The organism is Bacillus sp. 1735sda2 (assembly GCF_024159245.1).
GTDB classification, from domain to species: Bacteria; Bacillota; Bacilli; order Bacillales; family Bacillaceae; genus Bacillus; species Bacillus pumilus_O.
The window spans coordinates 1,449,144-1,475,157 of record NZ_JAMYWZ010000001.1 but is presented as its reverse complement, the minus strand read 5'-3'; the positions used below and the strand labels follow the sequence as shown (position 1 = coordinate 1,475,157).

22 protein-coding genes and 6 pseudogenes are annotated in these 26,014 nt (G+C 38.9%); 7 read left to right on the top strand and 21 right to left on the bottom strand.

Annotated features, from left to right (window positions below):
- Nucleotides 1-167: 167 nt before the first annotated feature.
- The 10 genes from NKR21_RS07600 to fadH form a co-directional block, all read right to left on the bottom strand.
- Nucleotides 168-590: a DUF4275 family protein gene (locus tag NKR21_RS07600; protein ID WP_144455891.1), complete on the bottom strand. Its 423-nt coding sequence runs from the start codon at nt 588-590 to the stop codon at nt 168-170.
- Between the two features lie 86 nt (nt 591-676).
- Nucleotides 677-1,558 (bottom strand): transcriptional regulator CcpC, encoded by an 882-nt coding sequence (locus NKR21_RS07595; protein WP_003211236.1) that lies wholly within the window; start codon nt 1,556-1,558, stop codon nt 677-679.
- A gap of 96 nt (nt 1,559-1,654) precedes the next feature.
- Entirely contained in the window at nt 1,655-2,098 is a 444-nt protein-coding gene (cbpB, locus tag NKR21_RS07590) for a cyclic-di-AMP-binding protein CbpB (protein ID WP_003210874.1), read from the bottom strand.
- Nucleotides 2,099-2,245: 147 nt separating this feature from the next.
- Complete coding sequence (gene abbA / locus NKR21_RS07585; RefSeq protein ID WP_003210802.1) at nt 2,246-2,437, bottom strand: antirepressor AbbA; 192 nt, start codon at nt 2,435-2,437, stop codon at nt 2,246-2,248.
- Nucleotides 2,438-2,586: 149 nt separating this feature from the next.
- Nucleotides 2,587-3,102, bottom strand: coding sequence for a ribonuclease H-like YkuK family protein (locus NKR21_RS07580; protein WP_144455889.1), 516 nt, complete (start codon nt 3,100-3,102; stop codon nt 2,587-2,589).
- Nucleotides 3,103-3,249: 147 nt separating this feature from the next.
- Nucleotides 3,250-3,492 (bottom strand): YkuJ family protein, encoded by a 243-nt coding sequence (locus NKR21_RS07575; RefSeq protein ID WP_003212254.1) that lies wholly within the window; start codon nt 3,490-3,492, stop codon nt 3,250-3,252.
- Between the two features lie 183 nt (nt 3,493-3,675).
- Nucleotides 3,676-4,572, bottom strand: coding sequence for a manganese catalase family protein (locus tag NKR21_RS07570; protein ID WP_144455887.1), 897 nt, complete (start codon nt 4,570-4,572; stop codon nt 3,676-3,678).
- Between the two features lie 335 nt (nt 4,573-4,907).
- Complete coding sequence (locus NKR21_RS07565) at nt 4,908-6,263, bottom strand: IS1182-like element ISBpu1 family transposase (protein WP_253602500.1); 1,356 nt, start codon at nt 6,261-6,263, stop codon at nt 4,908-4,910.
- A gap of 122 nt (nt 6,264-6,385) precedes the next feature.
- On the bottom strand, nt 6,386-7,606 hold the full coding sequence (locus NKR21_RS07560) for an EAL domain-containing protein (RefSeq protein WP_144458573.1): 1,221 nt from the start codon (nt 7,604-7,606) through the stop codon (nt 6,386-6,388).
- A gap of 64 nt (nt 7,607-7,670) precedes the next feature.
- Entirely contained in the window at nt 7,671-8,435 is a 765-nt protein-coding gene (fadH, locus tag NKR21_RS07555) for a 2,4-dienoyl-CoA reductase (protein WP_012009780.1), read from the bottom strand.
- A gap of 136 nt (nt 8,436-8,571) precedes the next feature.
- On the opposite strand from fadH, the gene NKR21_RS07550 reads away from it, so the two are divergent.
- The 4 genes from NKR21_RS07550 to NKR21_RS07535 all read left to right on the top strand — a co-directional run bounded on the left by NKR21_RS07550 (nt 8,572) and on the right by NKR21_RS07535 (nt 12,913).
- On the top strand, nt 8,572-9,429 hold the full coding sequence (locus NKR21_RS07550; RefSeq protein WP_012009779.1) for a metallophosphoesterase: 858 nt from the start codon (nt 8,572-8,574) through the stop codon (nt 9,427-9,429).
- A gap of 156 nt (nt 9,430-9,585) precedes the next feature.
- Nucleotides 9,586-10,083, top strand: a complete 498-nt coding sequence (locus tag NKR21_RS07545) for a L,D-transpeptidase family protein (protein ID WP_144458574.1) — start codon at nt 9,586-9,588, stop codon at nt 10,081-10,083.
- Between the two features lie 73 nt (nt 10,084-10,156).
- Entirely contained in the window at nt 10,157-11,434 is a 1,278-nt protein-coding gene (locus tag NKR21_RS07540) for an MFS transporter (protein ID WP_041815467.1), read from the top strand.
- Nucleotides 11,435-11,572: 138 nt separating this feature from the next.
- Nucleotides 11,573-12,913, top strand: coding sequence for an IS1182 family transposase (locus NKR21_RS07535; RefSeq protein ID WP_253602499.1), 1,341 nt, complete (start codon nt 11,573-11,575; stop codon nt 12,911-12,913).
- A 147-nt stretch (nt 12,914-13,060) separates the two neighbouring features.
- Here the strand turns inward: NKR21_RS07535 and NKR21_RS07530 are convergent, their stop codons facing one another.
- Nucleotides 13,061-13,228, bottom strand: coding sequence for a hypothetical protein (locus NKR21_RS07530; protein ID WP_161985290.1), 168 nt, complete (start codon nt 13,226-13,228; stop codon nt 13,061-13,063).
- Nucleotides 13,229-13,404: 176 nt separating this feature from the next.
- On the opposite strand from NKR21_RS07530, the gene NKR21_RS07525 reads away from it, so the two are divergent.
- Nucleotides 13,405-13,620 carry a hypothetical protein gene (locus NKR21_RS07525; RefSeq protein ID WP_144458578.1) on the top strand — a complete coding sequence of 72 codons (216 nt, stop codon included), beginning with the start codon at nt 13,405-13,407 and terminating at the stop codon, nt 13,618-13,620.
- 167 nt (nt 13,621-13,787) lie between these two features.
- Here NKR21_RS07525 and NKR21_RS07520 read toward each other — a convergent pair whose 3' ends face one another.
- A complete protein-coding gene (locus NKR21_RS07520) occupies nt 13,788-13,976 on the bottom strand; it encodes a hypothetical protein (protein ID WP_144458577.1) in 189 nt (62 codons plus the stop codon).
- A 420-nt stretch (nt 13,977-14,396) separates the two neighbouring features.
- On the opposite strand from NKR21_RS07520, the pseudogene NKR21_RS07515 reads away from it, so the two are divergent.
- Nucleotides 14,397-14,587, top strand: a pseudogene (locus NKR21_RS07515) (hypothetical protein).
- Nucleotides 14,588-14,715: 128 nt separating this feature from the next.
- Here the strand turns inward: NKR21_RS07515 and NKR21_RS21180 are convergent.
- From NKR21_RS21180 to NKR21_RS07475, 8 genes and pseudogenes are all read right to left on the bottom strand, one after another.
- A complete protein-coding gene (locus NKR21_RS21180; RefSeq protein ID WP_301287561.1) occupies nt 14,716-15,954 on the bottom strand; it encodes a beta strand repeat-containing protein in 1,239 nt (412 codons plus the stop codon).
- Nucleotides 15,955-16,309: 355 nt separating this feature from the next.
- A pseudogene (locus NKR21_RS07505) lies at nt 16,310-17,487 on the bottom strand (IS3 family transposase).
- 110 nt (nt 17,488-17,597) lie between these two features.
- Nucleotides 17,598-17,987 (bottom strand): annotated as a pseudogene (locus NKR21_RS07500) (peptidoglycan-binding domain-containing protein); the annotation flags it as partial.
- A 661-nt stretch (nt 17,988-18,648) separates the two neighbouring features.
- A complete protein-coding gene (locus tag NKR21_RS21175; protein ID WP_301287560.1) occupies nt 18,649-20,037 on the bottom strand; it encodes a collagen-like protein in 1,389 nt (462 codons plus the stop codon).
- Between the two features lie 573 nt (nt 20,038-20,610).
- Nucleotides 20,611-21,351 (bottom strand): annotated as a pseudogene (locus NKR21_RS07490) (peptidoglycan recognition protein family protein).
- Nucleotides 21,352-21,729: 378 nt separating this feature from the next.
- Nucleotides 21,730-21,849, bottom strand: a pseudogene (locus NKR21_RS07485) (phage holin); the annotation flags it as partial.
- Nucleotides 21,850-23,273: 1,424 nt separating this feature from the next.
- Complete coding sequence (locus NKR21_RS07480) at nt 23,274-23,561, bottom strand: ArpU family phage packaging/lysis transcriptional regulator (protein ID WP_238389174.1); 288 nt, start codon at nt 23,559-23,561, stop codon at nt 23,274-23,276.
- A 16-nt stretch (nt 23,562-23,577) separates the two neighbouring features.
- Nucleotides 23,578-23,974, bottom strand: a pseudogene (locus NKR21_RS07475) (DnaB-like helicase C-terminal domain-containing protein).
- A 621-nt stretch (nt 23,975-24,595) separates the two neighbouring features.
- Between NKR21_RS07475 and NKR21_RS07470 the strand changes: the two are divergent.
- Nucleotides 24,596-25,057, top strand: coding sequence for a YkyB family protein (locus NKR21_RS07470; RefSeq protein WP_012009774.1), 462 nt, complete (start codon nt 24,596-24,598; stop codon nt 25,055-25,057).
- Between the two features lie 34 nt (nt 25,058-25,091).
- On the opposite strand, the gene NKR21_RS07465 is transcribed toward NKR21_RS07470, so the two are convergent.
- Complete coding sequence (locus NKR21_RS07465) at nt 25,092-26,000, bottom strand: chemotaxis protein (RefSeq protein ID WP_144458071.1); 909 nt, start codon at nt 25,998-26,000, stop codon at nt 25,092-25,094.
- Nucleotides 26,001-26,014: the final 14 nt, after the last annotated feature.

Here is a 26,014-nt window from a genome sequence, read left to right as displayed (position 1 = left end):
AATGATAATCATTTTCAATTATTATATGTACACTTTAAATGATAATGATTTTCATTGTCAAATGATTTCATGAAAAAGCTTTGACTAATCATTTCTATCACTCAATGAAAAACCCGCTCTTTCCAATTGGAAGGCGGGTTTTTCGTATTGAAGAGATCATCGGTTTCTCATTCGTTCGTTTCTTCTATCTGAATAAAATATGGACCACAATCCGTTTCGTGTGTCATTACAAATGTCCATTTTTCATTCCAATCCATCACATACATATCGTTATAATCCATATGATTCGTTTGATATGGTAAATCATTGATTGAAAGAGAGCTTGCATTTTCGAAAAGATATGCATCGTCCACAAATTGATAAAAAACTGTACATTTACCCTTTGATTGTTGAAGAAATGCGTCTATCGCTTCAGCCTTTTCAAGACATGTAACCATTTCAAAACTGCATAAATGCCATAAAAAAGCATCTATTGATATCTCGTTTTGTTCTTTCAGTGAAAGATGACTAGCAAAACGTTCACGCCACCTCGCACGCAAACGACCTCCCCATTCAGGTTTGTTGATTTTGATTAATTGATTGTTTTTCATAAGATTGTAGTCTCCTCTATCATTCGCTCTATCTAAGTAAATGATTACTCACCTAAAAAAAGCACCTTTCTCTTCCAAGAAGGTACTTATACCGCATCGCTTTCAAGCATTTCTTTGACCACACCAACAAATGCTTGCACCTGTTTTAATTGAAAAGAAGCTTCATAGCCTAGCAGCCATGTGTCACGTCCGATTTGCTCTCCATTCACGTCAACAAGCGGTGTTTTATGAACACTTTTTTCATGGTCGTATAAGGTTACTGAAGGCAAAATAGCGTAACCGATGCCGTGGTAAGCCATTTGTTTACACGTCTCAATCTGATCCACTAGTATCGTCTGCTTTGGAGACACTTTGAATTTTTGATGCCACCAGTGCTGAATTTCTTGATAATACGTGCTGTCGCTTTTAAATTGAATAAACGGGCGTTCTGTCTCGATTAACTCATCCACGTCTTTGATAACAGAATCGACTAAATATAAATGATCTGTCATCAAGTATTCCTTAGTTCCCTTCCAATCAGGGTTTCCGCGAATGATCCCAATGTGTACGTGATCCTCGTATAAGCTTTTGAGCATTTCACTACTCCAGCCGGTCACAAGTGATACCTTCGCATTTGGGTATTTTTCGACATATCGCTTTAACACTTTCGGTAGCCAGTGCTGCCCAATAATAGATGCAACCGCAAGCTTTAGCGTACCGTGAATTTCCCCTTCAAGTTCATCAATTCGTTCTCTCACTCGATCTTGCTCAACTGTCACTTCTTTTGCAAATTGAATGATCTGTTCACCTGCCGAAGTTACGGTAAGTCCTTTTTGAGAACGAAAAAAGATTTTGGTTCCCCACTCTTTTTCGATCGTCTGCAATCTTTGGGATAACGCAGGCTGAGAGACAAAGAGCCGCTCCGAAGCCTTTCTCATATTCAATTCTTCACTTAGCACAACAAGCATATGTAACTCCTGAAGCTGCATGGGCGTCCCCTTTCTCTCTATAAGTTTTTCTTATTCCATATTGACATTATATAAATTTTTGCTTATGAAGGCAAAAAAAATAAGCTGGGCTTCAGCTCATTTTTTCGCAGCATGTATCACTTCGTTTAAGCGCTTTAATACAACACGTCGTGTAAATATTCCTTCAAAGACTTGCTCCTCATTTACGACACAAACAAATCCATTATTCGTTACAGCGTGAACACCTTTTAGCACAGGATCTGTCGTTTTAAGTCTAGGGATATCAGTGAGCATAACCTCTTCTACCTTCAGTTGGTCCAGTTTTTCGAATTCAATTCGTTCTAAACCAAATATCTTATCCATAATCATATTCGTTCCAATTAACCCATGCAGGTGGTAAGAAGGATCTAGTACCGGGATGGCTGTATATCCTGTTTTTGTAAGGACCAATAGAGCATGCTCAAGATTATTTCCAATTTGAACATGTGCCACTTTATCTGCATCAATCATATGCTCAGCTACTGTTGACTCAAGCAATTGAGTTGGTTCTATCTCTATCATGTTTCTTCGACCCCTTTTCTCTCAATCATCAATCATACATTCCCCTTTACCATTAAGCATAAACTAAAACGAAATTTGTCGAAAGATTTTTTTCTGCATAAAAAAGATACTCAGCTCCCGAGTATCTAATAGAATGTTAAATCATTATTAATTCTCAAACCTTACTCTGTCATACAATGTGATCAATTGCTTATACGTATTGTCATCGACATTTTTTGTTCCACATTCTATATCATTGATCTCACTGCTTAGTAATTCGACAGCATATTCCTGATTCAGCAATACGTTTAATAATAGCTTTTTCTCTTCTTCATTAAAACGATTTTCGATGACGCTCATCCAACATCAGGCCCCCTGTTTCATATATGCTTTTATATTGATTAGCAGGCTTTTGAATGTCTGCTTCCTCTCTATACAGCTAGAATAAGGAACTAGAATCGAATCGTCAACCGCACGTTTCGACAAGGTTTGGAGAAAAATGACGGAATTTATTTTGTGTATCGATTGGCATAGCAAAATGCTGCGTATGAGTCGGGTTTTATTTTAGCTTCAATTCCCATAGCTGTGATCATTCCGGTCATTTCCTGGATCAGCTCTTTTGTACTTCCTTTTTTGCCAATATCTAAATGGGCTTCAAAACGGAGGTCTGCCCCTTCCTCAGCAAACGGAAGAAGCAAATCCATCAGTTCTGTTAAAGGCCCCTCAAGGATGTCTGCACATACCTTTTGGCTAAACGCTGTCTCTAATGAAATTTTTTCTCTAAGGCTTTGCACGGGCCTCTCGATCACTTGTTGCGTGAGGCAGCCCCAAGCCCCTTTGCCAATCCGGTGGAGATGAATTGCAGTCATAAATTTTGTGACATTTTGATTGACCTGCGAGTCCGTACCGATGGATAACACATAGACGGATCTAGGGTCTTTTCGAATAAAGTCTTTCGTTCTCATGACGACATCAGAAAACGCTAAATGATCTTCAGAAAGATTGTAATAAAAAGAATCACTCACAGAAAGGAACTCCTTTTTCATGGTCTCTTATCCGAAATATGCGCTGAATGATCATCTTCCCTTAGTACACTGCGCCAATGATGACACATGTATATTGCCGCAAATAAACGAAGGAATCCTTAGAAAAAACATTTCATACGATTCAGCTTAGGATTGTAAAAGCTCAAAAATCTCAATCGAAATCATATCAATGTTGTCAAATGGGAAAGTGTTTGGCTTATCCCCTTGTTGAAAAACAGTCAATTCAAACGTTTGATTCTTTTCGAAATACTTCACACTACAGATTTTCTCACCGTTCACTTCGAAATAACGCTGTGCCGGCTCGTTTGCAGCTTCTGCTGTCTCTTGAAGACTTTGCAGCCTTGTAATGATACCCATTAATTGTGACATTCTAAAAAAAGACTCCTTTCAAAAAAACAACTCAAGATGAACCCGTATTGATTATACACAAGTCCTACAAAGCATCATACCATAAAGTGTTCTCAGATGATATTTTTCCTCTTGAATTCAAAAAAAGAAAAAGAATCTGTTTTTTTAGTTTGAGTCTTTTTTCTGATCTCATGCACCATGTTTTTATAAACCAGCAGATCTCATTAGACGTTTGGCAATTTCGTCAAAATCCTCTTTGGAAATGCCTGGGGCAAACTCTTCCGGTAATTCTCTATAATCTGGCACAGGTGCTCCTTGCGGGGTGCCCTCAATCACTGTGAGCGGTTTTCCATCAATCGGATGGCTGCCCTTCCAAATTTTATTGATATCTTTGTAATCCGTATCACTAAATGTGTACAGTTTTGTATGAATATTTTGGTCTTCAAATTTTCTCGCAGAATCAAAGTATTTGTTGTCGAGGTTTGGAATCGGGAGCATTTTCCCTACATCTACTCCTGTGGCTACTTCAAGCGCCTTTGCATATGCCACAACGTGCACACCGCCCCGCACAAGTAAATAACCGATCATCTCTCTTGCTGTAGGATGATCTGTCATTTCATATACGCGCATTTTGTGCGTACGAGCCCCGCATTCAAGGAAGAAATTATGAAGGAGGTCAAGAATCAGGTTGCCGCTTGAGAACACATTCTCTCCGGTCCAAGGTTTTGCCATGGAATCAAACGGATAACCTGTTTGAGCCGTTTGAATAAAATGCTGTGTATTTCGTTTATCGACAGCCGCTTTCATCGGTGTCGTATCTGGATCTCCGCCATGGGTGGTCCCTGTAATCAGGAGATTCACAGCAGTGGTCACAAGTTCTACATGACCGAATTCTTCAGCCGTAATACTGGATACGAGATCATAAAACGGTTTGAGTTTTCGTTTTCCTCTAAAGTTAAAGGATTGGAACATGTAATTATTTAATGTGGACATTTCACCGAATTTTCCGCCGAGTAATTCTTGCACAGCAGCAGCACCATTTGCATCTGGATGATCTGGTCTTGGCAAATCAATTAGCAGCCGCTTGTCACGTTTGATCATGATGTCCCTCCTACCGTCTAACTGTCATCACTTAAGGTGTATGGAGTGATTGGGCTGTCCTATGCATGAGGCGAAGATGAAAAGCACAAAAAAAACTTGGCGGGGGTAGCGCCAAGTTTTTTGGATCTTGATCTGATAGAGGGGTTGGGGAACAGAGAGTAGCTTCTCTCTATAACTAAATGATAATGATTATCAGTTTCGTTGTCAACCATTTTTTATTTCTTTTTTTCAATCAAAAAAAGTAGCCTAAAAGGCTACTCAGACCGTAGACAAACCCCACTTTTACTTCAAGTAAAAGTGGGGTTTTCACATTTTTTGAAAAAACATCATGTGTTTTACGCTGGACATGGTACTTTCCATGTCCAGTTAGCTAGCTTTTTAAGGTTCATGGCAGCGAAAGTAAGCATCGCTTGCATTGAAACTTTTTTTAGTCCACGAAGTTTCGTCCAACGCATACCATGCTTTTCTTTTGCATCCGCAAAAACGCGTTCAATCGTTTCTTTCCGTTTTGCGTAGATGCTCTTATTTATTTCAGTGAGTCTCAGATTGTCTGCTTCATCTAGGTAATCCTGCCAAATATGCCGATGAATTTGTTTGGTGTGGTTTTGACTTTGGGTACAGTTATCTAAAAACGAGCAGGACTTACATACTTCTGAATCGGACGCATATTGCTTATAGCCTTCTCTAGTCGTTGTACGATAAGAGAGAATTTGCCCGTTGGGGCAAATGTAACAATCAAAATATGCATCATATACGTATTCATTTTTTTTCAAATAACCAGCTTTTGTTCTTGGACGAGTGTAGGGCATGACAGGTCTTATCTCTTGATCCATTAAAAACTTAGCGATGTAAGGTGTTTTATATCCAGCATCTACTGCGACTACATTTGGTTTTCCGACTTTCTCTGTCACTTTTGATACGAGTGAATCCAACACACGACTATCATGAACATTTCCGCCTGTGACCAGCGAGCCTAAAATAAATCCTTTTGAATCACAAGCTGTATGAAATGAATAAGCAAATGACTTTTCACGTTCATCCTTTACATAATAGCCACTCTCTGGGTCAGTTGTACTGACCTTGATTTCTTTTGTTTCTTCTTTATTCTGTAGGGGTAAGGGCTTTTTTCCATGTTCTTCACGATCAATATTGATCTCTTCATGAAGCAGATTTTGATAACTTCTTGTCTCAACTCGAACGATTTTCTTTTCAAGTTTTTTCTTATTGGCGTTCGCTTTAACATGAGTCGAATCAATGAAGGCGATAGACGGGTCAACGAGCCCTTTTTTCATCGCTTCTCTTAAGATTCGATAAAAAATTTGTTCGAATAAATCTGTATCGTGGAAGCGTCTCACGTAGTTTTTACCGAAGGTAGAAAAGTGCGGAAATTTCTCCGAAAATCCATACCCAATAAACCAACGATAAGCCACATTGGTTTCAATTTCTTTAATGGTTTGACGCATGGAGCGAATGCCAAATAGATATTGGATTAAGACCATCTTAATGAGAACAACAGGATCAACACTTGGTCTACCATTATCAGAACTATAATGATCTTTGACAAGATCATAAATGAAATCGAAATCGATTGCTTGTTCAATTTTCCGCACAAGATGATCTTCAGGCACTAATTCATCTAAAGCCACTACTTCTAATTGATTTCTTCTTTCTTCTTCACGTTTCGATAACATGTTTATCCCCCACAGATTATTGTTATTACCCTTATTATACAAAAAAGCTTGTAGACTTTGTCTACAAGCTGAGTAGCCTAAAAGGCTACTCAAATTGTTCATGAGATCTTCTCACTGTACTTTTAAATTAATCCATCTTGCTCATATAAATAGGCATACGGAAGATCTATAAACAAATACATATCTCCCTCTAACGGGTAAGAAAACGTACGTATCCTCTCACCAGTTTCTAAATCGCTGTAAATATCACTGAAAAATCCTTTCCCGCTCATTCTCATTTGGAGAATATTTGCTAGAAAATAAGGACGCCAGCTCCAGTTTTTCTCGATATATTCAGGTTGAAACAACCATTCTCTTTCTTTTTTAAACACATTTCCAGTGATTTGAAAGCCTTCTTCGTTACACATATAAATCCGAAAGCTGCAATCCGTTAATTCTAATGCCAGCTTTTGAATAAGTTCATCATTTGTACTGCATGATTTTTTTAAGGTCGTGACAGCTTGGTGAATTCGTTTATAAAATGTTTCAGAATGTTCGTAGACCGTTTGAAGTTTCTTTTTCTCATGGGCAATAAATTGCTGGAATTCTTCTCTCAGCTGATCTTTTCGTTTATTGCGATCGATTAATTCCGCCGCAGGCTCATGAAGATAGAACCCTTGAAAGTATCTTCCGCCATTTCTCCAAGCATACTGCAGCTGAAAATTTGCTTCAATGTCTTCATAAATTAAAGCCGCCCCTATTTTTCTCGCAAGCAATGAAATGCTGTACAAAACATATTCATAGGAAGGAGAAGGAGCCGATGCTTTTAATGCGTGTAAATCTATTTTTAATAGATCGGGTGAGAGCAAAGCAATCCGATCAAGATTGCTGCTTTCTTTTCCGATATTCGAGATGGCGATTTTAATACCATATGTACGAAAATACGTTAACGTATGGTAAAGCTGTTCAATATCGCCGCTAAACGTATGCTCTGTAAATTCGATAACAAATCGATTCAGCTGAATACCCCTTGCTTCATATTCCTTCAAAAGTTCCAAAAAGCTTTCACCATGATCAAGCATCAAGATATTTGCATCATGATTAATAAAAATGAGCAAATCATCATCTTCTTTTGTGAAAAGATCGAGTGCTTGCGTCAGTACTTTATGATCTACTTCCACTTTATATTCGTCAGGAATAGATGAATCCGTAAAGAAGGAGCCTAGGCTAACTGTTTCAGACTCGAGCTTCATTCTTCCTAAAATCTCATAGCCTATCACTTTTTGCTCTTCCGCACTGAATATCGCTTGATAGTGCGGGAAAACATCTTCAATATTCGTTAAAATATCCAATGGATCGACCATTTTCATCACCTGCTTCTCTCTTTGTGTGATTATAACACATCAAAAGCAGGTCTTACATCGTCATTCAAAATGGGGATTGGTTGAGCCATTGTCCTCCATCCATTGTGATACAATCGCCATTTATATAAGACGCTTGTTCAGATAATAAAAAGCTTGCGAGTTCTGCAATTTCCTCTGGTGTGCCAAGTCTGCCAAGAGGAACACTATCTAATGTTCTTTGCGCTGCTTCTTCCGATTCCCATAGTTTATCCGCACCGCCTGTTCTCTCAATTGGACCTGGCGCGATGGCATTGACGCGAATTCGATATTGCTTTCCCCACTCCACTGCAAGCGTTCGAGTGAGGGATAAAACGCCTGCCTTTGCTGCTGCTGAATGCGCCACACCTACACCAGCACCCCATGCATAGGTTGCCACCATATTGACCATACTTCCCCTTTTCTTTTGACGAATCCAGTAATTGCCCACTGCATGACTGCAAAAAAATGTTCCATTTAATACAATATCAATGACAGCCTTCCAGCCGTTTGGAGATAGTTTTTCTGCTGGAACCAAAAAGTTTCCTGCAGCATTGTTAATCAGAGCGTCCACATCACCAAATGTATCTACAGCAAATTTGACCATTTGATCAGCATCCTCTGGGTTTCGCACATCCATTTGGAAGTAAGCGATCGAGCCGCCATTTTGTTTGATTTCATTTGCTACCTTTTCTAACGTTTCTTCTGTTCTTCCTGTAATCACGACATTCCAGCCTTCGTGTGCCAAATGGACAGCCATCGCCTTCCCCATTCCGCTTGATCCCCCTGTGACAATCACTGTTTGTTTCGTCATTGTTCTCCCCCTTTGTAGTTTTGAATGACTATTCATTCATTATTTCCTATCATATCATGATTGACCCTAGATGCACCATATGGGAGATTCTTTAAATATGATGCTATACTTAATTTTATTTATAAAGGAGTCTTATATGAAGCAACTTTCTCGGAGACAGTTTTTAAAAGGAGCTGCTGGCGCGAGCATTCTCGGTTTTTTAGCTACAACATGTGGATATGGATATGCCAGATACATCGAACCACGCATGATCGATACTGTGTCAATGACCATTCGGGATGCTCAGCTTCCAGCTTCATTTGATCAGTTTAAAATTGCTCAATTTAGTGATGTTCATTTAAGTGATACATTTCCTTCAAAGGAATTAGAATCCGTCGTGCAGCAAATCAACGCTGAATCTCCAGACCTCATTGTGTTCACAGGGGATCTCGTTGATTTTCAAGCATCGATTGAAGAGCATGAAAAAGCGAAAGCCTATTTGACTAAGCTCCACGCCCCGTTTGGTAAGCTTGCGATATGCGGTAATCATGACTACGGACCATTTGGCATTGATCTTTATGAGAAAACGATGGAAGATTGCGGCTTTACAATATGTAAAAATGATGTGTTTCCATTAGAAAAAGAAGGGGCACATATTCAGATTGCGACAATGGATGACTTGATGATGAGTGTGCCGGATTATGACCTGATAAAGCGAGAAGTATCATCTGATTTATTTACCTTGCTGCTCGTACATGAGCCTGATGCAGCATTGGAGCTGGATACAATCCCTATTAACTTGCAGCTTTCTGGACATACCCATGGCGGTCAGGTGCAGCTCCCTTTTTATGGACCCATTCTCACAGCACCTTTCGGCCATACATATGTAGAAGGTTTATACGGAAGTTATCAGCACCGCATCTATGTCAACCGCGGACTTGGGACAACAAGACTGCCGCTTCGATTTTTAGCCAAACCTGAATTAACGTTTTTCACACTCTCTTCTCGCATTTAGACAGAAGCCAAACCGCTTCCTTGTGCATATACATAATCAAAGATCTTTCTCATGACATATGTTAGGAGAAACCTTCCTTAGCCTGATTCCGTCCATATATATAGCAAGTGACGGATATCATGGCTTCTTTTATTTGAGCAAAAGGAGTGTCCTTTGGTGCTGCGATATACGGTAAAACGCGGAGAAACGCTTACTTCTATAGCGCTTGATTTTCGAACAACAACAGATGCTTTAAAGGCTGCAAACCCTTCACTGCAAGGCCAAGAGCCGGTACAAAATGAGGTCATCATCATTCCTGGTCTGCCCGATCCAAATACGATCCCTTACCGCATATCTGTTTCAATTTCAAGCAAACGTCTCGTCTTGTTTTCTGGATCAGAGCTGATTCGGTCGTATCCGATTGCAACAGGAAGAATTTTAAATATGACACCGACAGGTTCTTATTATATTGTGAACAGACAGCCAAACCCAGGAGGTCCCTTTGGCGCCTATTGGCTGAGCCTCTCGAAAGTTCATTACGGCATTCACGGTACGAATAACCCGTCTTCAATTGGTAAAGCTGTGTCTAGAGGATGCATTCGTATGTATAATCAGAATGTCATCGAACTTGCTTCAATCGTTCCAAATGGAACACCTGTGACCATTAGCCAGTAATAGAAATCAATTGTATGAATGCTTAAAATTTTATATGATATAAAGTGGGATCTTCAGGTTAAGGAGCGTATTTATGGATATTTTTAAAAACAGAAATTTTGTTCGTCTCTTTTTTGCTGCACTTGCTTCGCAAATGGGGACAACAGTCGGCAATATGGCGTTCGCCTTTTATTTGCTCGATCATTTTAGTCATCAGCCCGCCTATGCCACATTAGCAGAGCTCATGTATTCACTTCCAACGATCTTTGTCTTTTTTATGGTCGGTGTCGTAGCAGATCGTTTTGATCGTAAAAAAGTCGCAGAGAATTGCGATTGGATACGAGCTGGGCTGACGATTGTTTTATTTATTGTTATTTATTTTAATTCACTTCCACTTATTTTCTTGATCTTGTTTATTCGAAGTGCCATTACGAAGTTCTTCTATCCAGCTGAAGCCTCTCTCGTTCAGGCGATTTTAAATAAAGATCAATATGCAAAAGCCGCTGGCTTAAATCAAATGCTATTTAGTTTATTCATGGTATTTGGCGTTGGAATCGGTGCGATTATGTATAAGACGATTGGACTCCACGGTGCCATTACGATTGATTTGATCAGTTTTATTGTGTCAGGCATCCTGATTCGTTCATGTAACATTCCAATTGAAGCACGTCAGCCAAATGGACAAGCAGGCTGGAGAGGCATGACTATTAAAACGTCTCTAAAAGATTTTAAAGAAGGCATACTTTACATTATAAAAAATAAATTGTTGGCTTCTTTAATTTTTGGCTTTTTTGTTTTTGGTCTAGTCAATGGCGCATTTGCTGTACTTCCGATGTTTACAATGAAATATGGCCTTTCACCGGACCATTTTGAACTGCATACATCGTTCTTTACAATTGCAATTGGTGCCGGTCTACTTGTTGGTAGCTTAATGGGCTCTATTCTTGCTAAAAAAGTAAAGATGCAATATCTCATGTCGCTTCCAATTTTGGTTGCAGGCATTCTGATTTTCGTACTTGGTTCCACCCACACACTATGGTTGTTCTATGTCACATCATTTGTTATTGGTACATGTATTGGACCAGTCAATATTGTCATTGGCGGCTGGCTGCCGAGAATTGTCCACCCTCGTTTGATGGGACGTGTATCGGGTTGGGTTGACCCACTTACCATGTTTGCTCAATCCATGACATTAGGTTTGATTGCGGTACTATTTCCAAAACTCATTACAAATGTTTCTTATATTTATTACGGAATGGGCGTTATTATTTTACTCGTTTTCCTTTTTTACTTCTTTACACTGCCAAAGTTCAGCAGAGAAGCTGACGACTTAGATGTGCAGCGTGAACTTAAAGGTCAAGGCGCGCAATAAATGAAGCGAAAAGGACTTTCTTCTATAGAAAGTCCTCAGGCTGTCGAGAAAATCTCGGCAGCTTTATTTTTTCCCTTAAATTTTCCACCACTCCATTTTATAATAGAGAAAAGCATTCTAAAGGAAGGTGTTTTTCTCATGTTCCACACTAGAAATTCTTCTCAGCACGAAGCCGAATTTGTATTGCTAGATCAACTGGTCGAAGAGGATCACCTGCTTCGTAAAATTGATCAGTATATTGATTTTTCATTTATCGTAGATAAAGTAAAACCCTATTATAGTGAAAATAAAGGTCGTCCTTCCCTTGATCCGCTTATTTTGTTCAAAATGATGTTTATCGGATACCTTTACGGTATCCGTTCTGAAAGACAACTCGAAAAAGAAATTTACTATAACATGGCGTATAGATGGTTTTTAGGTTTGAACATCAATGATCCCGTTCCCCATCACTCCACTATTAGTTGGAATCGTCGTACTCGATTTAAAAATACAACGATTTTTCAAGACATTTTCGATGAGATTGTACTTCAAGCTATCAATCATAATATGGTAGGAGGTCACGTTCTTTTTACTGATTCAACTCATCTTAAAGCCAATGCTAATAAACATAAATATACGAGAAAAACGATTGAACAAGATACCCAGAACTATATCAATGATTTAGAAGAAGCAGTCCAAGAAGATCGTGTGGCACATGGAAAAAAGCTCTTAAAGGTAAAAGAGGAGGTGAAAACAGAAAAAGACATTCGTCAAAGTATGACTGATCCTGAAAGTGGCTATCTATATCGCGAAAACAAGCCTGAAGGCTTTTTCTACCTAGACCACCGGACAACAGATATGAAGTATAATATCAATGTCACGCCTGGAAATGTCCATGATTCTGTTCCATATCTTGATCGGTTAGATCACCAAATCGCACGATTTGGTTTTCAAGTAGAAGCTGTTGCGCTTGATTCAGGTTATTTGACAACACCAATTTGTAAAGGTTTATCTGATCGACATATTTTTGGTGTCATTGCCCATAGACGTTTTCATCCAACAAGAGGATTATTTGAGAAGTGGAAGTTTCAGTATGATTCTGAAAATGATCATTACATATGCCCAAAAGGTGAGAAGCTTTTATATACGACAACAGATCGAAAAGGTTATCGATTCTACAAATCAGATCCTAAAAAATGTGCATCTTGTCCTTTCCTTGAAAGATGCACAAGGTCGAAAAATCATCAAAGAGTCATCTCAAGACACATATGGGAAGAACATAAAGAAAAGATCAGACAGAATCGTCTAACTGTTTCTGGAAAAGAGCTATATAAAAAAAGAAAAGAAAAAATAGAGCGAAGCTTTGCAGATTCAAAACAACTGCATGGGCTTCGCTACTGCCGATTAAGGGGGAAACAAAATGTGAGTGAGCAAGTTCTCCTCACAGCTGCGTGTCAGAACATGAAAAAGATTGCCACACACCTAGCGAAGCTAGGCTAGGTGTGTGGGAGGCCTTTTTCATTAAATCTCATCCATCATAATTACGATGAAAATAAAAAAGCCTGTAGAAAAACATGAGTTTCTCTACAAGCTGAGGACTTTCTTCTATAGAAAGTCCTTTTTGTATGGCGGAGACATAAATGGCGGTTATTTTTTCTGCTTATCGAAATGATTGGAAGCAAAATGAATGATTCTTTCAACTGCATAAATGCTAATAAAAAGGAGGAGGAATAGAAGCAAAGGATGAACGGGCCGATCATCTATCACATACAAAATGCTTCCAACGACAAGTGCGACAAATAAAGGAGTTAACATATCTTTCAATCCTAACAGTCCTTTCTGTTCTCATTAACTTTAATCTCCTTATCTTATAACATATTTTACTTTTTATGAAATAAAAGGAATGAGTATAAAATCGCAATATTTTTAATTAAAAATCTTTACATCATTGGAAGTTTTATAGTAGGATAGTCAGGTTGGAGGTGAATGGTATGCTAAAAAGTTATTATTTTATTCATACAAAAGATGATCAAGGTCAGTATGTTGTACATACTGAGGATTGTGCATTTTTAGGTGATGCTGCAAGCCGTAAATTGATTGGTCTGCACATGAGTGGTGAGAGCGCCATTGATGAAGCTAAAAAAATGACGAATGAAACTGATTTTAATGGTTGCTTCTATTGCGCTTATTCAAATCATAAGAAATAGACTTATGATGAAACCATATGTTCGACATGTTGTCTGGCATATGGTAAAGTCTCAAATGCAAAATGAATACAATTGAGAAACTACCCATTTATTTAAAATAGGTAGTTATCATGAACTAATAGTTCACTTCATATATATTTGATTCAGTCAATTATTATGCAATTCAGTCAATGAATTTCTTTTCTCCTTTGTCCATTAATGCCAATAGCACCGCCAGCACAAGTTATGTGAAGAATATGTTTAAAAGAATGAATATACAACACCTTTAGCATATATAAAATGAACTGCGCCGGTATCTTTCCACCTTCAACAGAAAGTCTTTGCTCATCATTCTGCCATATTTTATTTCCAAACAAGTTTTAGACCACTCCTGAATGGTTATTGTAGATAAGAGAGGTATAGGAGTCCTATCGCTTTTTACAATATCTCTATTTACAATTTACTAATAATAATCCAACACGTTACCAAACGTACGTTCTTGACAAATTAAAGTATTGATATGACTGACATTCTCCTATTTCACAAAAATTCTACCTTCTTAAAGTCAACTATATGATAGTATTCTTTTTGGGGGAAGTTTTTTATAATGGACAGACGTAAAATGAACATAAACAAAATAAGATCATTCCTTTATAAGACATCAAAATACCTAGGTGACGTCAACGCCGTTCAAAAAGGTACTATAGGAAAACGAGTTATGCGACGGGCTGCGGGTAAAGCAAGTGGCAAACTAATGAAAAAGATATTCAAATAAAATAGTTCACGGTGGTGATTTCATGAATGATCTTGAGAGGAAGCTATACAGGATCATATATAATATGAGCAGATTCCGCAAGAACCCCACAATGACGACTTAAAAATAAAAACAGGTAAAGACGAAAAATCTATAAAAAAAGCCGTCAGAAATCTAATATCTCGAAAAGAACTTGCTTGGGATAAAGAGAAAATAGAATGGCGGTTCAAATAAAAAGAAGCTCTAAAATGGATTTTTCTAATGGATCTTCTAAACAGATACTAGTTTTATTTATAGAACTCTAAATGAATTAACTCTTAAATAATTGTTTTACATTTAATTTCCAGTAATTCAGTAGTGTTTTAAACTGGTCCGTCTGCAAATCTGACAATCCGTATACTAGCAGCAGAACCAGACCCATCAATACCAGGAACTGTTACTAAATCCCTTGCTCCAACTGAGCCATTTTGCAAGATGACATTAACTGGGGTTCCTGGAAACACTCTAATTACTGCTCCACCTCCCATATTCCCTCCGCTTGCTGAATTACCTATAGCTGAAAGTATATTATTATTCCCAATTAAATTAAAAACACTACTCCCAGAATTTTCTGCTGTATTCACATCATATTCTACATGATAAAGACCAGGTTGATTAAGAGTGAATGAATTTGTTCCATTAAACGTAATTCCAGTTCCTATAGTTTCAACGTTACTAAAACTGACTATACCACCTGCTGGGACAGTTTGATCGTTGTTCTGTACTCCTGCAATTGCACTACTAAAAAAAAGTCCGGTGGCTCCTGTGACACCCGTTACACCGGTTGCTCCGGTGGCACCTGTGACGCCGGTCGCACCTGTATCTCCGGTGGCTCCTGTAACTCCTGTAGCACCCGTGTCTCCTGTTGCGCCGGTATTACCCGTTACACCGGTTGCTCCAGTAACACCTGTGACGCCGGTCGCACCTGTATCTCCGGTGGCTCCTGTAACTCCTGTAGCACCCGTGTCTCCTGTTGCGCCGGTATTACCCGTTACACCGGTTGCTCCAGTAACACCTGTGACGCCGGTCGCACCTGTAACTCCGGTGGCACCCGTGTCTCCTGTTGCGCCGGTGGCTCCTGCACCTGCTATTAACGTGTAATCTGGTGATGTTGCTGGCGTTCCTGTTGGAGATGCCGTATTCACTAGATATGTGCTTCCATTGGACGTCACCACTTGGCCAACTGGATAACCTGGTGCTGCTGCTGGATCAAATGCTACAATTCCTGTTAAACCTACACCCGTCGCTCCCGTTGGACCTGTTGGTCCGCTAGAACCAGTAGCTCCACTAGAACCGGTGGCTCCTGCACCTGCTATTAACGTGTAATCTGGTGATGTTCCTGGCGTTCCTGTTGGAGATGCCGTATTCACTAGATATGTGCTTCCATTGGACGTCACCACTTGACCTACTCGATAACCTGGTGCTGATGCTGGATCAAATGCTACAATTCCTGTTAGACCTACACCTGTCGCTCCTGTTGCCCCTGCTGGGCCGGCTGGACCTGCTGCACCCGCTGGACCGGCTGGACCTCTCCTACCTGGTCGACCTTGAATAACACACACACAAGGATCCTTTCCACAACATGGGTTTTTCCTTACTCTCTTACAGCTATCACACTCCCAACCATAATCTTCATGCGAACCATACCAATTTCCTCTTTTATTATTTCCTGAATGAGATGTACATAATTTTCCACAATGTTTACATCTTCTCATTTTAACATCACCCCTTAAACACTCTATGTAACTAATCTGAATATGCTCCTGTTTCTCTACATAAATGATTAAAAAGACTAGGGTTAACAGAAGATTTATAAAATCATTTTTATCTTGTAAGAAATTAAAATAAATTATTCCTTTCCACAAGAAAAAAGATAAAAATGGTCTTACCCCTGTCAAGTATACAATGATAAAAAGCCTAAGCTGCCAGTGTGTGACGATATTCTACCGGAGCGCACTGGTTTAATTTTTTCTGGAATCTATCGTGATTATAGAATTGAATGTAATCTTCTATGCTTTTATGAAGCTCTTTTTCCGTTTGACACGAAGAAAAGTAAGTGTTCTCTGTTTTGAGATGGGAGAAAAATGATTCGATACAGGCATTATCTAGGCAGTTTCCCCTTCGGGAATGACTGCCCTTCAAACCAACATTTTCTAGTCGCTTTTGATATGCTTTTGTTGTGTATTGGAATCCTTGATCTGAATGAAGCACAGCTCCTTTGACATCCCGTTGGGATGTCAAACTCTCTAATGTCTCCATGACCAATTCAAGATCATTTCGTTTTGACAGTTTCCATGCGACAATTTCATTGTTATATAGATCTTGTATAGCTGAAAGAGAAGTGATGCTAGCAAGCGATATAGGTAATATCAGTTACGTATAACTGATTGAATTGATTGGTTTTAAATTTTCGGTTTAATCTATTTGGATGGATAACTGAAGCTTTTCTTCCAAAATACCGACGCTTTTTTCGAATGATTGATTGGATGTTCATCTCTTTCATCAACCTGTAGACACGCTTATGGTTGATGTGAAATCCTTCTTTCTTTAAAGCGATTGTCACCCGAGGATAGCCATAGAAGGGTCTTTAATGATGAATGGCCATGATGTGTTCTTTTAGGGTTTGTTCTTTCAGCTGTCGTTCCATTCGAATCTTTTGATTCTTACGCCATTTATAGTACCCCGATCGTGATACTTTGGCGATACAGACGAGCCATGTCAACGGAAAAAAGCTCTTTAATTCGTGAACAGCCTCAAACCGATCATTCTTTAAAATCCGTCCTCCCCGTGAAGATTTGGGTAACGCTTTTTTAAGTATTCTACCTGTGCCTTTAAGTAATCTATCTCTTCTTCTACACTTTTAAATATGGACTTAGGACGTGTCCCCTAAACGGATTGACTGATGTACCTCTTTGATCTTCAAAAGATTGTCCCTCACGATATTTTCTGACCCAACTTTTTAACTGAGTGGAACTTCTAATACCTAATTCTTCAGATAATGACTGGTAACTTTTGTTTCCTTCTTCGTACATTTTGACAGCTTTCATCTTAAATTCTTTCGAATAGTGTTGAAATTGTTGTCCTTTTCTCGCCATAAAAAATCCCCTCCAAGTATAGTGTAACAGCCAAGATATGTTCTTGGGCTTTTTACTCTGTCTACTTAGAGGGGATAATATCAATGATGCGAGGTCTTTTATCTTGATTTTTATTTCAATGCTCTTTGAAGAGCTGCTTTTGTCTTTGGACCACAGATGCCGTCGGCAACAAGACCATGCATCAATTGGAATCGTTTGACCGCATCCGCTGTTTTCGGTCCGTAATAGCCATCGACGCCGTTGTTTTTTGCTCCTTTATCAGGGTAGTAAAACACTGCAGCCAGAGCTTCCTGCAATGCTTTTACTCCAGCGCCCTTTGTCAAAGGCTTGGTTACTTTAATAATGCCAGATGGCAAGTTAAATGTTTTAAGAGGTTTACTCGCTTTTGGCTTGGATGGTGTATTTTTGACAGGTGTTGCTTTCACAGGCTTTGCTGTTGCCTTTTTTCCTGTATGAGCGGTTTCAATACCCACCTTGAAACTGTCCCAACGATTAAGCAGCATAAAAAACAGAAACTTCATGGTCTGTTTTAATTTTGCCTATTAGTTTTGAAAAGTTGTATTTCGATCGATCATAGTTGTGTTTCGATCAATTGTAACACTATACATTCCTGCAGCTAAAATCACCGTAAGAGCAATCATCGTAAAACACTTTTTAAAAGTCATACCAACAATCCCCTTTTTGTGAATTTTGAGTTGTGTTACTAATACCTTTGATAAGCAGTCGTAGCTTCTTCAAATCGACATGGTTTCCCATACTCACCTGCAAATACTATATAGGAATATGCGAAAAGTTGTTTCTGCTCTAAATACTGAAGTACCTCAAAAGTGCCATATAAAACAAGAAAAGAATAAATAAGAGAAGCTTAGCAAATTCAAAACAAATGCATGGGCTTCACTACAGCCGGCTGAGGGGAAAACGAAATGTGAACGAACAAGTTCTCCTCACAGCCTCTTGGCAGAATATGAAGAATGTATGTAGGCTTTTTTCATAAATAATTAAAGTTCATAGATACTTTAAGAGATTGTAGAAAATCTTGAGTTTCTCTACAATCTCTTAGGGTAATACCTAATTTAACCTTTTACAACTCGAAAAATTGTTACTGTGATAAATTATTCCTGCTCACAATGGCTAGCAGCTTCACCTGTATAAATTTCCCTACTATGCAAGTTTTACAATATTAATATTGGTTCCTTCGACATCTAAAGCATGACCTGAAGTATTAACTAATGTCAAAATATTTGCCCCAGCTCCTGTATTGATCACTGCTGATGAGCTTTGTGATACTCTGGTGCTTACGGGAAAAGTAGGACTTAAACCTACTAAATTAAATTCACTTTGTGTACCGCCTAATATACCACCATTCAGCTGTAATTCTAATATTGAGGTACCTTGATTCGCAAATCCTAAATTTGTTGCAGCCTCATAAGTCACGTAATAAGTCTGGTTAGGTGCTAACGTAATGTCTGTTGATCCTGCTACATGAGAAATAAGTGCTCCATTGATAACATTATTGTTAGTAAGAGGAACTGCATTCCCATCTCCTACTTGCACAATAGCTGGAGAAGTAATACGTGCATTGTTAGCGGTAATAAGCGGACCGGTGGCTCCTGTAGGGCCTGTAGCACCGGTGGCTCCCCTGGCTCCCGTTGGACCTGTAGCGCCGGTCGCTCCTGTACCTGTAGCACCGGTCGCTCCTGTTGCTCCCGTGGCTCCTGTACCTGTAGCGCCGGTGGCTCCCCTGGCTCCCGTTGGACCTGTAGCGCCGGTCGCTCCTGTACCTGTAGCACCGGTCGCTCCGGTCGCTCCTGTTGCTCCCGTGGCTCCTGTACCTGTAGCGCCGGTCGCTCCTGCACCTGCTATTAACGTGTAATCTGGTGATGTTCCTGGAGTTCCTGTTGGAGATGCCGTATTCACTAGATATGTGCTTCCATTGGACGTAACCACTTGGCCAACTGGATAACCTGGTGCTGCTGCTGGATCAAATGGTACAATTCCTGTTAAACCTACACCCGTCACTCCCGTTGGACCTGTTGGTCCGCTAGAACCAGTAGCTCCACTAGAACCGGTGGCTCCTGTTGCCCCTGCACCTGCTATTAACGTGTAATCTGGTGATGTTCCTGGCGTTCCTGTTGGAGATGCCGTATTCACTAGATATGTGCTTCCATTGGACGTCACCACTTGACCTACTCGATAACCAGGCGCTGATGCTGGATCGAATGGCACAATTCCTGTTAAACCTACACCCGTCGCTCCTGTTGCCCCTGCACCTGCTATTAACGTGTAATCTGGTGATGTTCCTGGCGTTCCTGTTGGAGATGCCGTATTCACTAGATATGTGCTTCCATTGGACGTCACCACTTGACCTACTCGATAACCTGGTGCTGATGCTGGATCAAATGCTACAATTCCTGTTAGACCTACACCTGTCGCTCCTGTTGCCCCTGCTGGGCCGGCTGGACCTGCTGCACCCGCTGGACCGGCTGGACCTGCTGCACCCGCTGGACCGGCTGGACCTCTCCTACCTGGTCGACCTTGAATAACACACACACAAGGATCCTTTCCACAACATGGGTTTTTCCTTACTCTCTTACAGCTATCACACTCCCAACCATAATCTTCATGCGAACCATACCAATTTCCTCTTTTATTATTTCCTGAATGAGATGTACATAATTTTCCACAATGTTTACATCTTCTCATTTTAACATCACCCCTTAAACACTCTATGTAACTAATCTGAATATGCTCCTGTTTCTCTACATAAATGATTAAAAAGACTAAGATTAAAAGATGTTCAATAAAAATATTTTTATTATTGATAACGTATATAATGTTCTTTTTCTTATATAGTTTTCAAAAAAGTATTTGTAAGATATTAAAATAAATTTTTCCCTTTCACAAGAAAAAAGATAAAAACACAAAAAGAAAATCTCCCCCTAGGAGGAGATTTTCTCTAGATGGGGAAAAACATGAGAAATGAAAGACATGCGCTCTGTATAATATATGTAAGTAGAATTGGAAAGTGATTATTTACATATAGAAGTTATAACCATTAGGAGATTTGGTCAAAATATGACAGAGGAACCTCCTATGATGTGAGGTCTTTTTTCATTTTGTTACTTATTTCAATGCCTTTTTAAGAGCCACTTTGGTTTTAGGACCATAGATGCCATCGGCAGCAAGCCCCTGCATAAGCCGGAACCGCTTGACCGCATTCGCTGTTTTTGGACCATAATAGCCATCAATGCCGTTACTTTTTGCGCCTTTATCGGGGTAGTAGTAAACCGCCGCTAGGGCTTCCTGTATGGCTTTTACGCCTGTCCCCTTTGTAAAAGGCTTTGTAACTTTTAAAATTCCTGTTGGCAAGCCATATGATTTTTTAGCAGGCTTTGAAGCTGCTGTTTTGGATGGTTCTGCTTTTGTTGGTTTAACAGTCGGCTTTTTACTTATGTGAGCAACGGCGATCCCGGCTTTGAAACTGTCCCAGCGATTAAGCAACTTACGAGGGCATTCTTTCCCACTCCATCTCTTATGCGGTACAACATTTGCCAATGGAATGCTTTGCTCTTTCATTAGCTGGCGAATTAACCTTTGAGCGTTCTCGACCGCCTTCTCAAAATTACCGTCTGCGTTTTCACAAATTTCAATTCCAATTGACTTCATGTTTCCCGTTCCTCTACCGTTCCTGCGTGCCATCCGTTTTCATTTAACGGCAGATGTTGATAGATAACTTTATCATCCACCGTGTAGTGCCAGCTTACACCTGTACTAGATCGGTTTCACAAACGATGCGTGACTCGCTGCGTTTGCCCCTTTTGCTGTGTTAGCTGTATTATGAACCGTAATATATAAAGGTTTCATATAGTTGCCTGGTCTGTTGCGGTTACTCTTTCTCCTCTGATTATTTTAAATTGGAAAAAGTAAAGGCATCGTTCCAATAGATCAGATTTAAGACTAAGATTCTTTAAAATATTTTGAAATCCATAAAAAAGTTTCCTATTTCCAACTTATATTAAAAATGATTTTGGGGAAAATACGCAAAAAGAGAAAGTAGGAAATTTCATTGACTAATTGGAATGGTGTATTAGTTATAACGTTAATAATCGTTCTCGGTATAGGATTTATTTATTTATTTTCAATTATCGCTTGGGAAATTTTCAAGAAATTCACCCGATAAAACGTTAAAAATTAATTGTTTATTTAACGAATGCGAAAGAAAGTAAACAATGTGGCAGCTCTTTATTTTGTTAATCTATTTTGTAGAACTTCTTTTTGCAGCCTACCTTTATCGGTCACATAGTTATTTTTAAACCATGCGACAAAGATTGTTACTATCGTAAAGGTCATTGAGCCAGCAATTGTCATATCGTTCAGCATCCACTTTAAATCGGTATGTTCCTTTTTTATTCCCTAATGCTTCTTTAATAGACCATTCATCATGATCTTTTTGACCAGGCTTGAGTGGGTTTGGGCTGTTCGTTTTAAGTGTTACCCACTTACCATCTTCCTTATGTTGAGGAATAAGGTTAGTCCCTGCGTATAGTCATTGACTACATAGACCAATTTCATGAATCCATTTTTTTATTTGCTGTAAGCCGCCCCTGTCTGTCCGTTTGTTAGCCGCCAATTTTTAAACAGACAGAGACGCCTTACAGCAAATAATTTCATCAAGCACTCATTTCAAATCCAACAGCACTTTTTAAATGTAATTCAAAAAAATCCACATAGTGTAGAATAGACTGTGTCTATTCTCAATTTAGTTTGCCAAAAACACAACCGTCACATTTTAGACACATTTTAAGAGGGAAATAGGAAAAAGTTCTTAATTTCTGATCTTTTTATATTTTTCAAGCACTCATAATCTATAGGTCATTACAGAGGTAAATGATCCATTTCCATCAATGTAATCATCCCTCGATATATTGAATATGCCCCCTCTGTCCTCTAGGTTATGCATAATACAATACTACAACCTTTTTCCCGTCATGCTGCGCCAACATTACGCCAAAAACACGCCACTTTTACGCCAATAAAAAGCCAAAGATAAAAAAGCAGCCTAAAGAATACTTAGAGATTACAAAAAGAATAAAATACATCTCACAATCATTTTCATGTACTAAATTCAGTACTAAACTAAACGTTAATCAACCAAACAGATCTTTAATAGTATTCAGTTCTCTTATTGTTTCGTTAGTTACGTGCACACTTACAATCGTTTTAATCTAAGGATTTTATACCCGACACCTCTAAAAGAAAAATTTACCATTAATATAAAATTTCAATTAATGGGATAATATTAAAAGACTCATGAATATTTAATTCGATAAGATAAGGAGGAGTTTTATTTGTTATTTGTAGGCATAGCAATTTTAATAGTAATCTGCGTTTTCGGCTCGAGGATCGAGAACAGGTTAAAAAACATAGAGCAACAAAACGACACCACCAAGGAGTAGAATCAACAAAAGTCTTTTAAACGACTTATAAGGCGCGGTCAGATTGTAGAGAAACTCATGTTTTTCTACGATCTGTTTTATTTTTAGCTTAAGTATAATGAGGTGCTTTAGTGAAAAGGCCTTCCACATACCTAACACCCAATACCATATGCTTTGCCAAGGTTGTGCCATAAGTATGCCATTTAAGCCCCCCTTTAGCCACTCACTTAACTTTAACGATGCTAACAATGGTCACATTATCTAACTGAATGAGATAATCTGCTTTCCTAAACCACTTTTATATTGACAGGTCAGCAGCATTCGAACCAAAATTGCTAACAAAAAACACCTCTAAACGGGTGCTTTAAATACAACTTCATTGAGCGCGTAAGCCAGGTCTAGGAATGTCTTTCCTTTCAAGCGTGTATATGATCTTTCACTCATTCCAATTTCATTATAAACCTGGTAATCGAAAACAGATTCTTGCTGCATGTAACGTTTAATAATTATTTGTCTTTCATAAGCAGGAAGACGGTTGACAGCCTTTTGCACTCTTTCAAGATATACATTTCGTTTCTGTTCCCAATCAATACGTTTCATGGCCGTACTCTCTGTAGATGAATGAAAAGCGTTCCTCACAGCTGGAGGGACGATACTAAATCCGGCAGTCAATAATGATCATCATGTCCTTTCCTTCAAATTCCCGTTTCATTTTACGAGCCTTTGCCCAAATGTCATTTATCGTCATGCCTGGTTGATCAAATATTCTAAGAGTGGCACAATCTAAAACCCCGTTCACTTTGCTTAATCTGCCCCACTCATCAGCGTTTAAATTACTCGTACGAATGGATTGGGCGTTAATGTTACCGATGCTTGATTGCATCCGTTTTATTAATTTTTTCAAGCGAGAAGATGCCAACCGCTCCGCCTTTACCTAAATTAAGGGGGTTTTCCATGAAGTTGCTTGCTACATTCAAACAAAAGGCGGTTTTTCCTAAGGATGGACGAGCGGCAACGATTATAAATTCTTGCCGCTGAAAACCCGACGTCATTCGATCCAATTCGGTGAAGCCGCTCGGCATACCAGTTACATCATCTTTTTACGCTCCAAAAAATTATTAATAGTTACCGCACTATAAAAATCGGAAGGAAAGTAATAAACAATTAAAAATATACAAAAAATGGTTTAAAGAGTTGCAGCTTTCCTTTGATCAACCTCTAAAAGAAGAAGATTTCATATTAATCAGTCGGACAAGTGGAAAACCTATATCACCTAACTCACTTAATTATGCTGTAAATACTGTCGCTGATAATCAGAAACTAAAAAAATAACTGTTCATGGTTTAAGGCATACTCATGCACTATACTGATAAGCAAAAGAATACCAGTCAAAGTCATAGCTGATCGTCTTTGGAACAGCCCTCAAATGATTAATGATATATATAGCCATACTTTTGAAGAATTAGAAATAGAATCAGTTGAAGTTTTGAAGAGGCTATGAATTTAAATTTTGGGGGTGTTTTTGGGGGGATTCTAAACAATTAAATTTCTAATCCTCCCTAATCCCTCTATACGAAAGGTTTTCTTTTTACAATAACTCTATTTGCAATTTACTAATAAAAACGTATAATTTATACTAAGCACAGGAAGACGAAAGACAAAGGAGAGAAAAAATGGACGATTATGCTCATACTAAAGACATAGAACCTACAGCAGAAAACATCGCAAAAGCCATTTATACTGTTAACCGCCATGCTAAAACCGCACCAAATCCCAAATTTCTTTATCTTTTGAAAAAACGTGCGCTGCAGAAACTATTGCAAGAAGGTAAAGGAAGAAAAGTGGGCCTACATTTCTCTAACAATCCCAAATATAGTCAACAACAGTCCGACGTGCTGATTGAAATTGGAGATTATTATTTTCACCTGCCACCAACTAAAGAAGACTTCGAATTTTTGCCACACTTAGGAAATTTAAATCAATCATATCGCAATCCGAAAGCGAATATGTCATTAAACCGAGCAAAGCAACTGCTTCAAACGTATGTCGGTTTAAAAGAAAAACCTACCGCCACAAAACAAAAATCACATTATACAAAGCCCGTCTTCAAACGACTCGGGGAAAGTTATTTTTAAACAAAAAAACCACTCATGACGAGTGGTTTTTTGTTTAGATAATAAAGTGATCGACTTTTTCAATTAGTTGATGAATTTCTGGCTTGCTAATTTGATCATCTGCACCGATTGTTTCCCCTTTATGGCGTAAATCTTCCGTGATGAGCGAAGAGAAGATGAGAATTGGTATGGAACTCGTTAAAGGATTTTCCTTCAACAATTTCGTTAAGCGGTGACCATCCATTTTAGGCATCTCAATATCTGTAATAATCATATCAATTTCTTCTGTCACAGTAATTCCTTTGCTGACAAGGTCCATCACGTGGTCATATGCCTGTTTCCCGTCTTCAAAGGTCACAATGTTTTTATAGCCTGCTTCGGTTAATTCATTTGTTAATAAACGCATGAGCAGCGGAGAGTCTTCAACGACATAAAGCTTCTTCCCTGTTCTTCTCTCGTCTTTCTCACCGTCAAACATATGATACGTTTCTACTCCAGAAGCGGATTCAATATCATAAATGATTTTCTCGTAATCTGGAAGGAAAATCATTTTTTCATCAAGCTTAATGATACCGGTTAAATGACGATCCATCCCTTGATTGAGTGCAGTTGGCTTTTCAATCTCTTCCCAGCTGACGCGGTGAATTTGTGATACCTTTCCTGTATGGAACACAAATTTCCGTTGGTTGAATTCAGTCACAATATATTTCTCTTGTTCTGACTGATCTGACTCGACATTAAAAAAGGAAAATAGATTGATGACTGGTAAAATCTCGCCTCGTAAACTAATCATCCCTTCTACATCTTGATGAGAGTGCGGTACTACCGTCACCTCAACCGGCTGAATGATTTCTCTTACTTTCATGACGTTAATGCCGAATTGATTTGAACCAATTTCAAACTTCACAATTTCCAATTCATTGGTACCAGAGTCAAGTAAAATTTCTTGTTTGTTTAAAGCCACGGAAATCCCTCTAT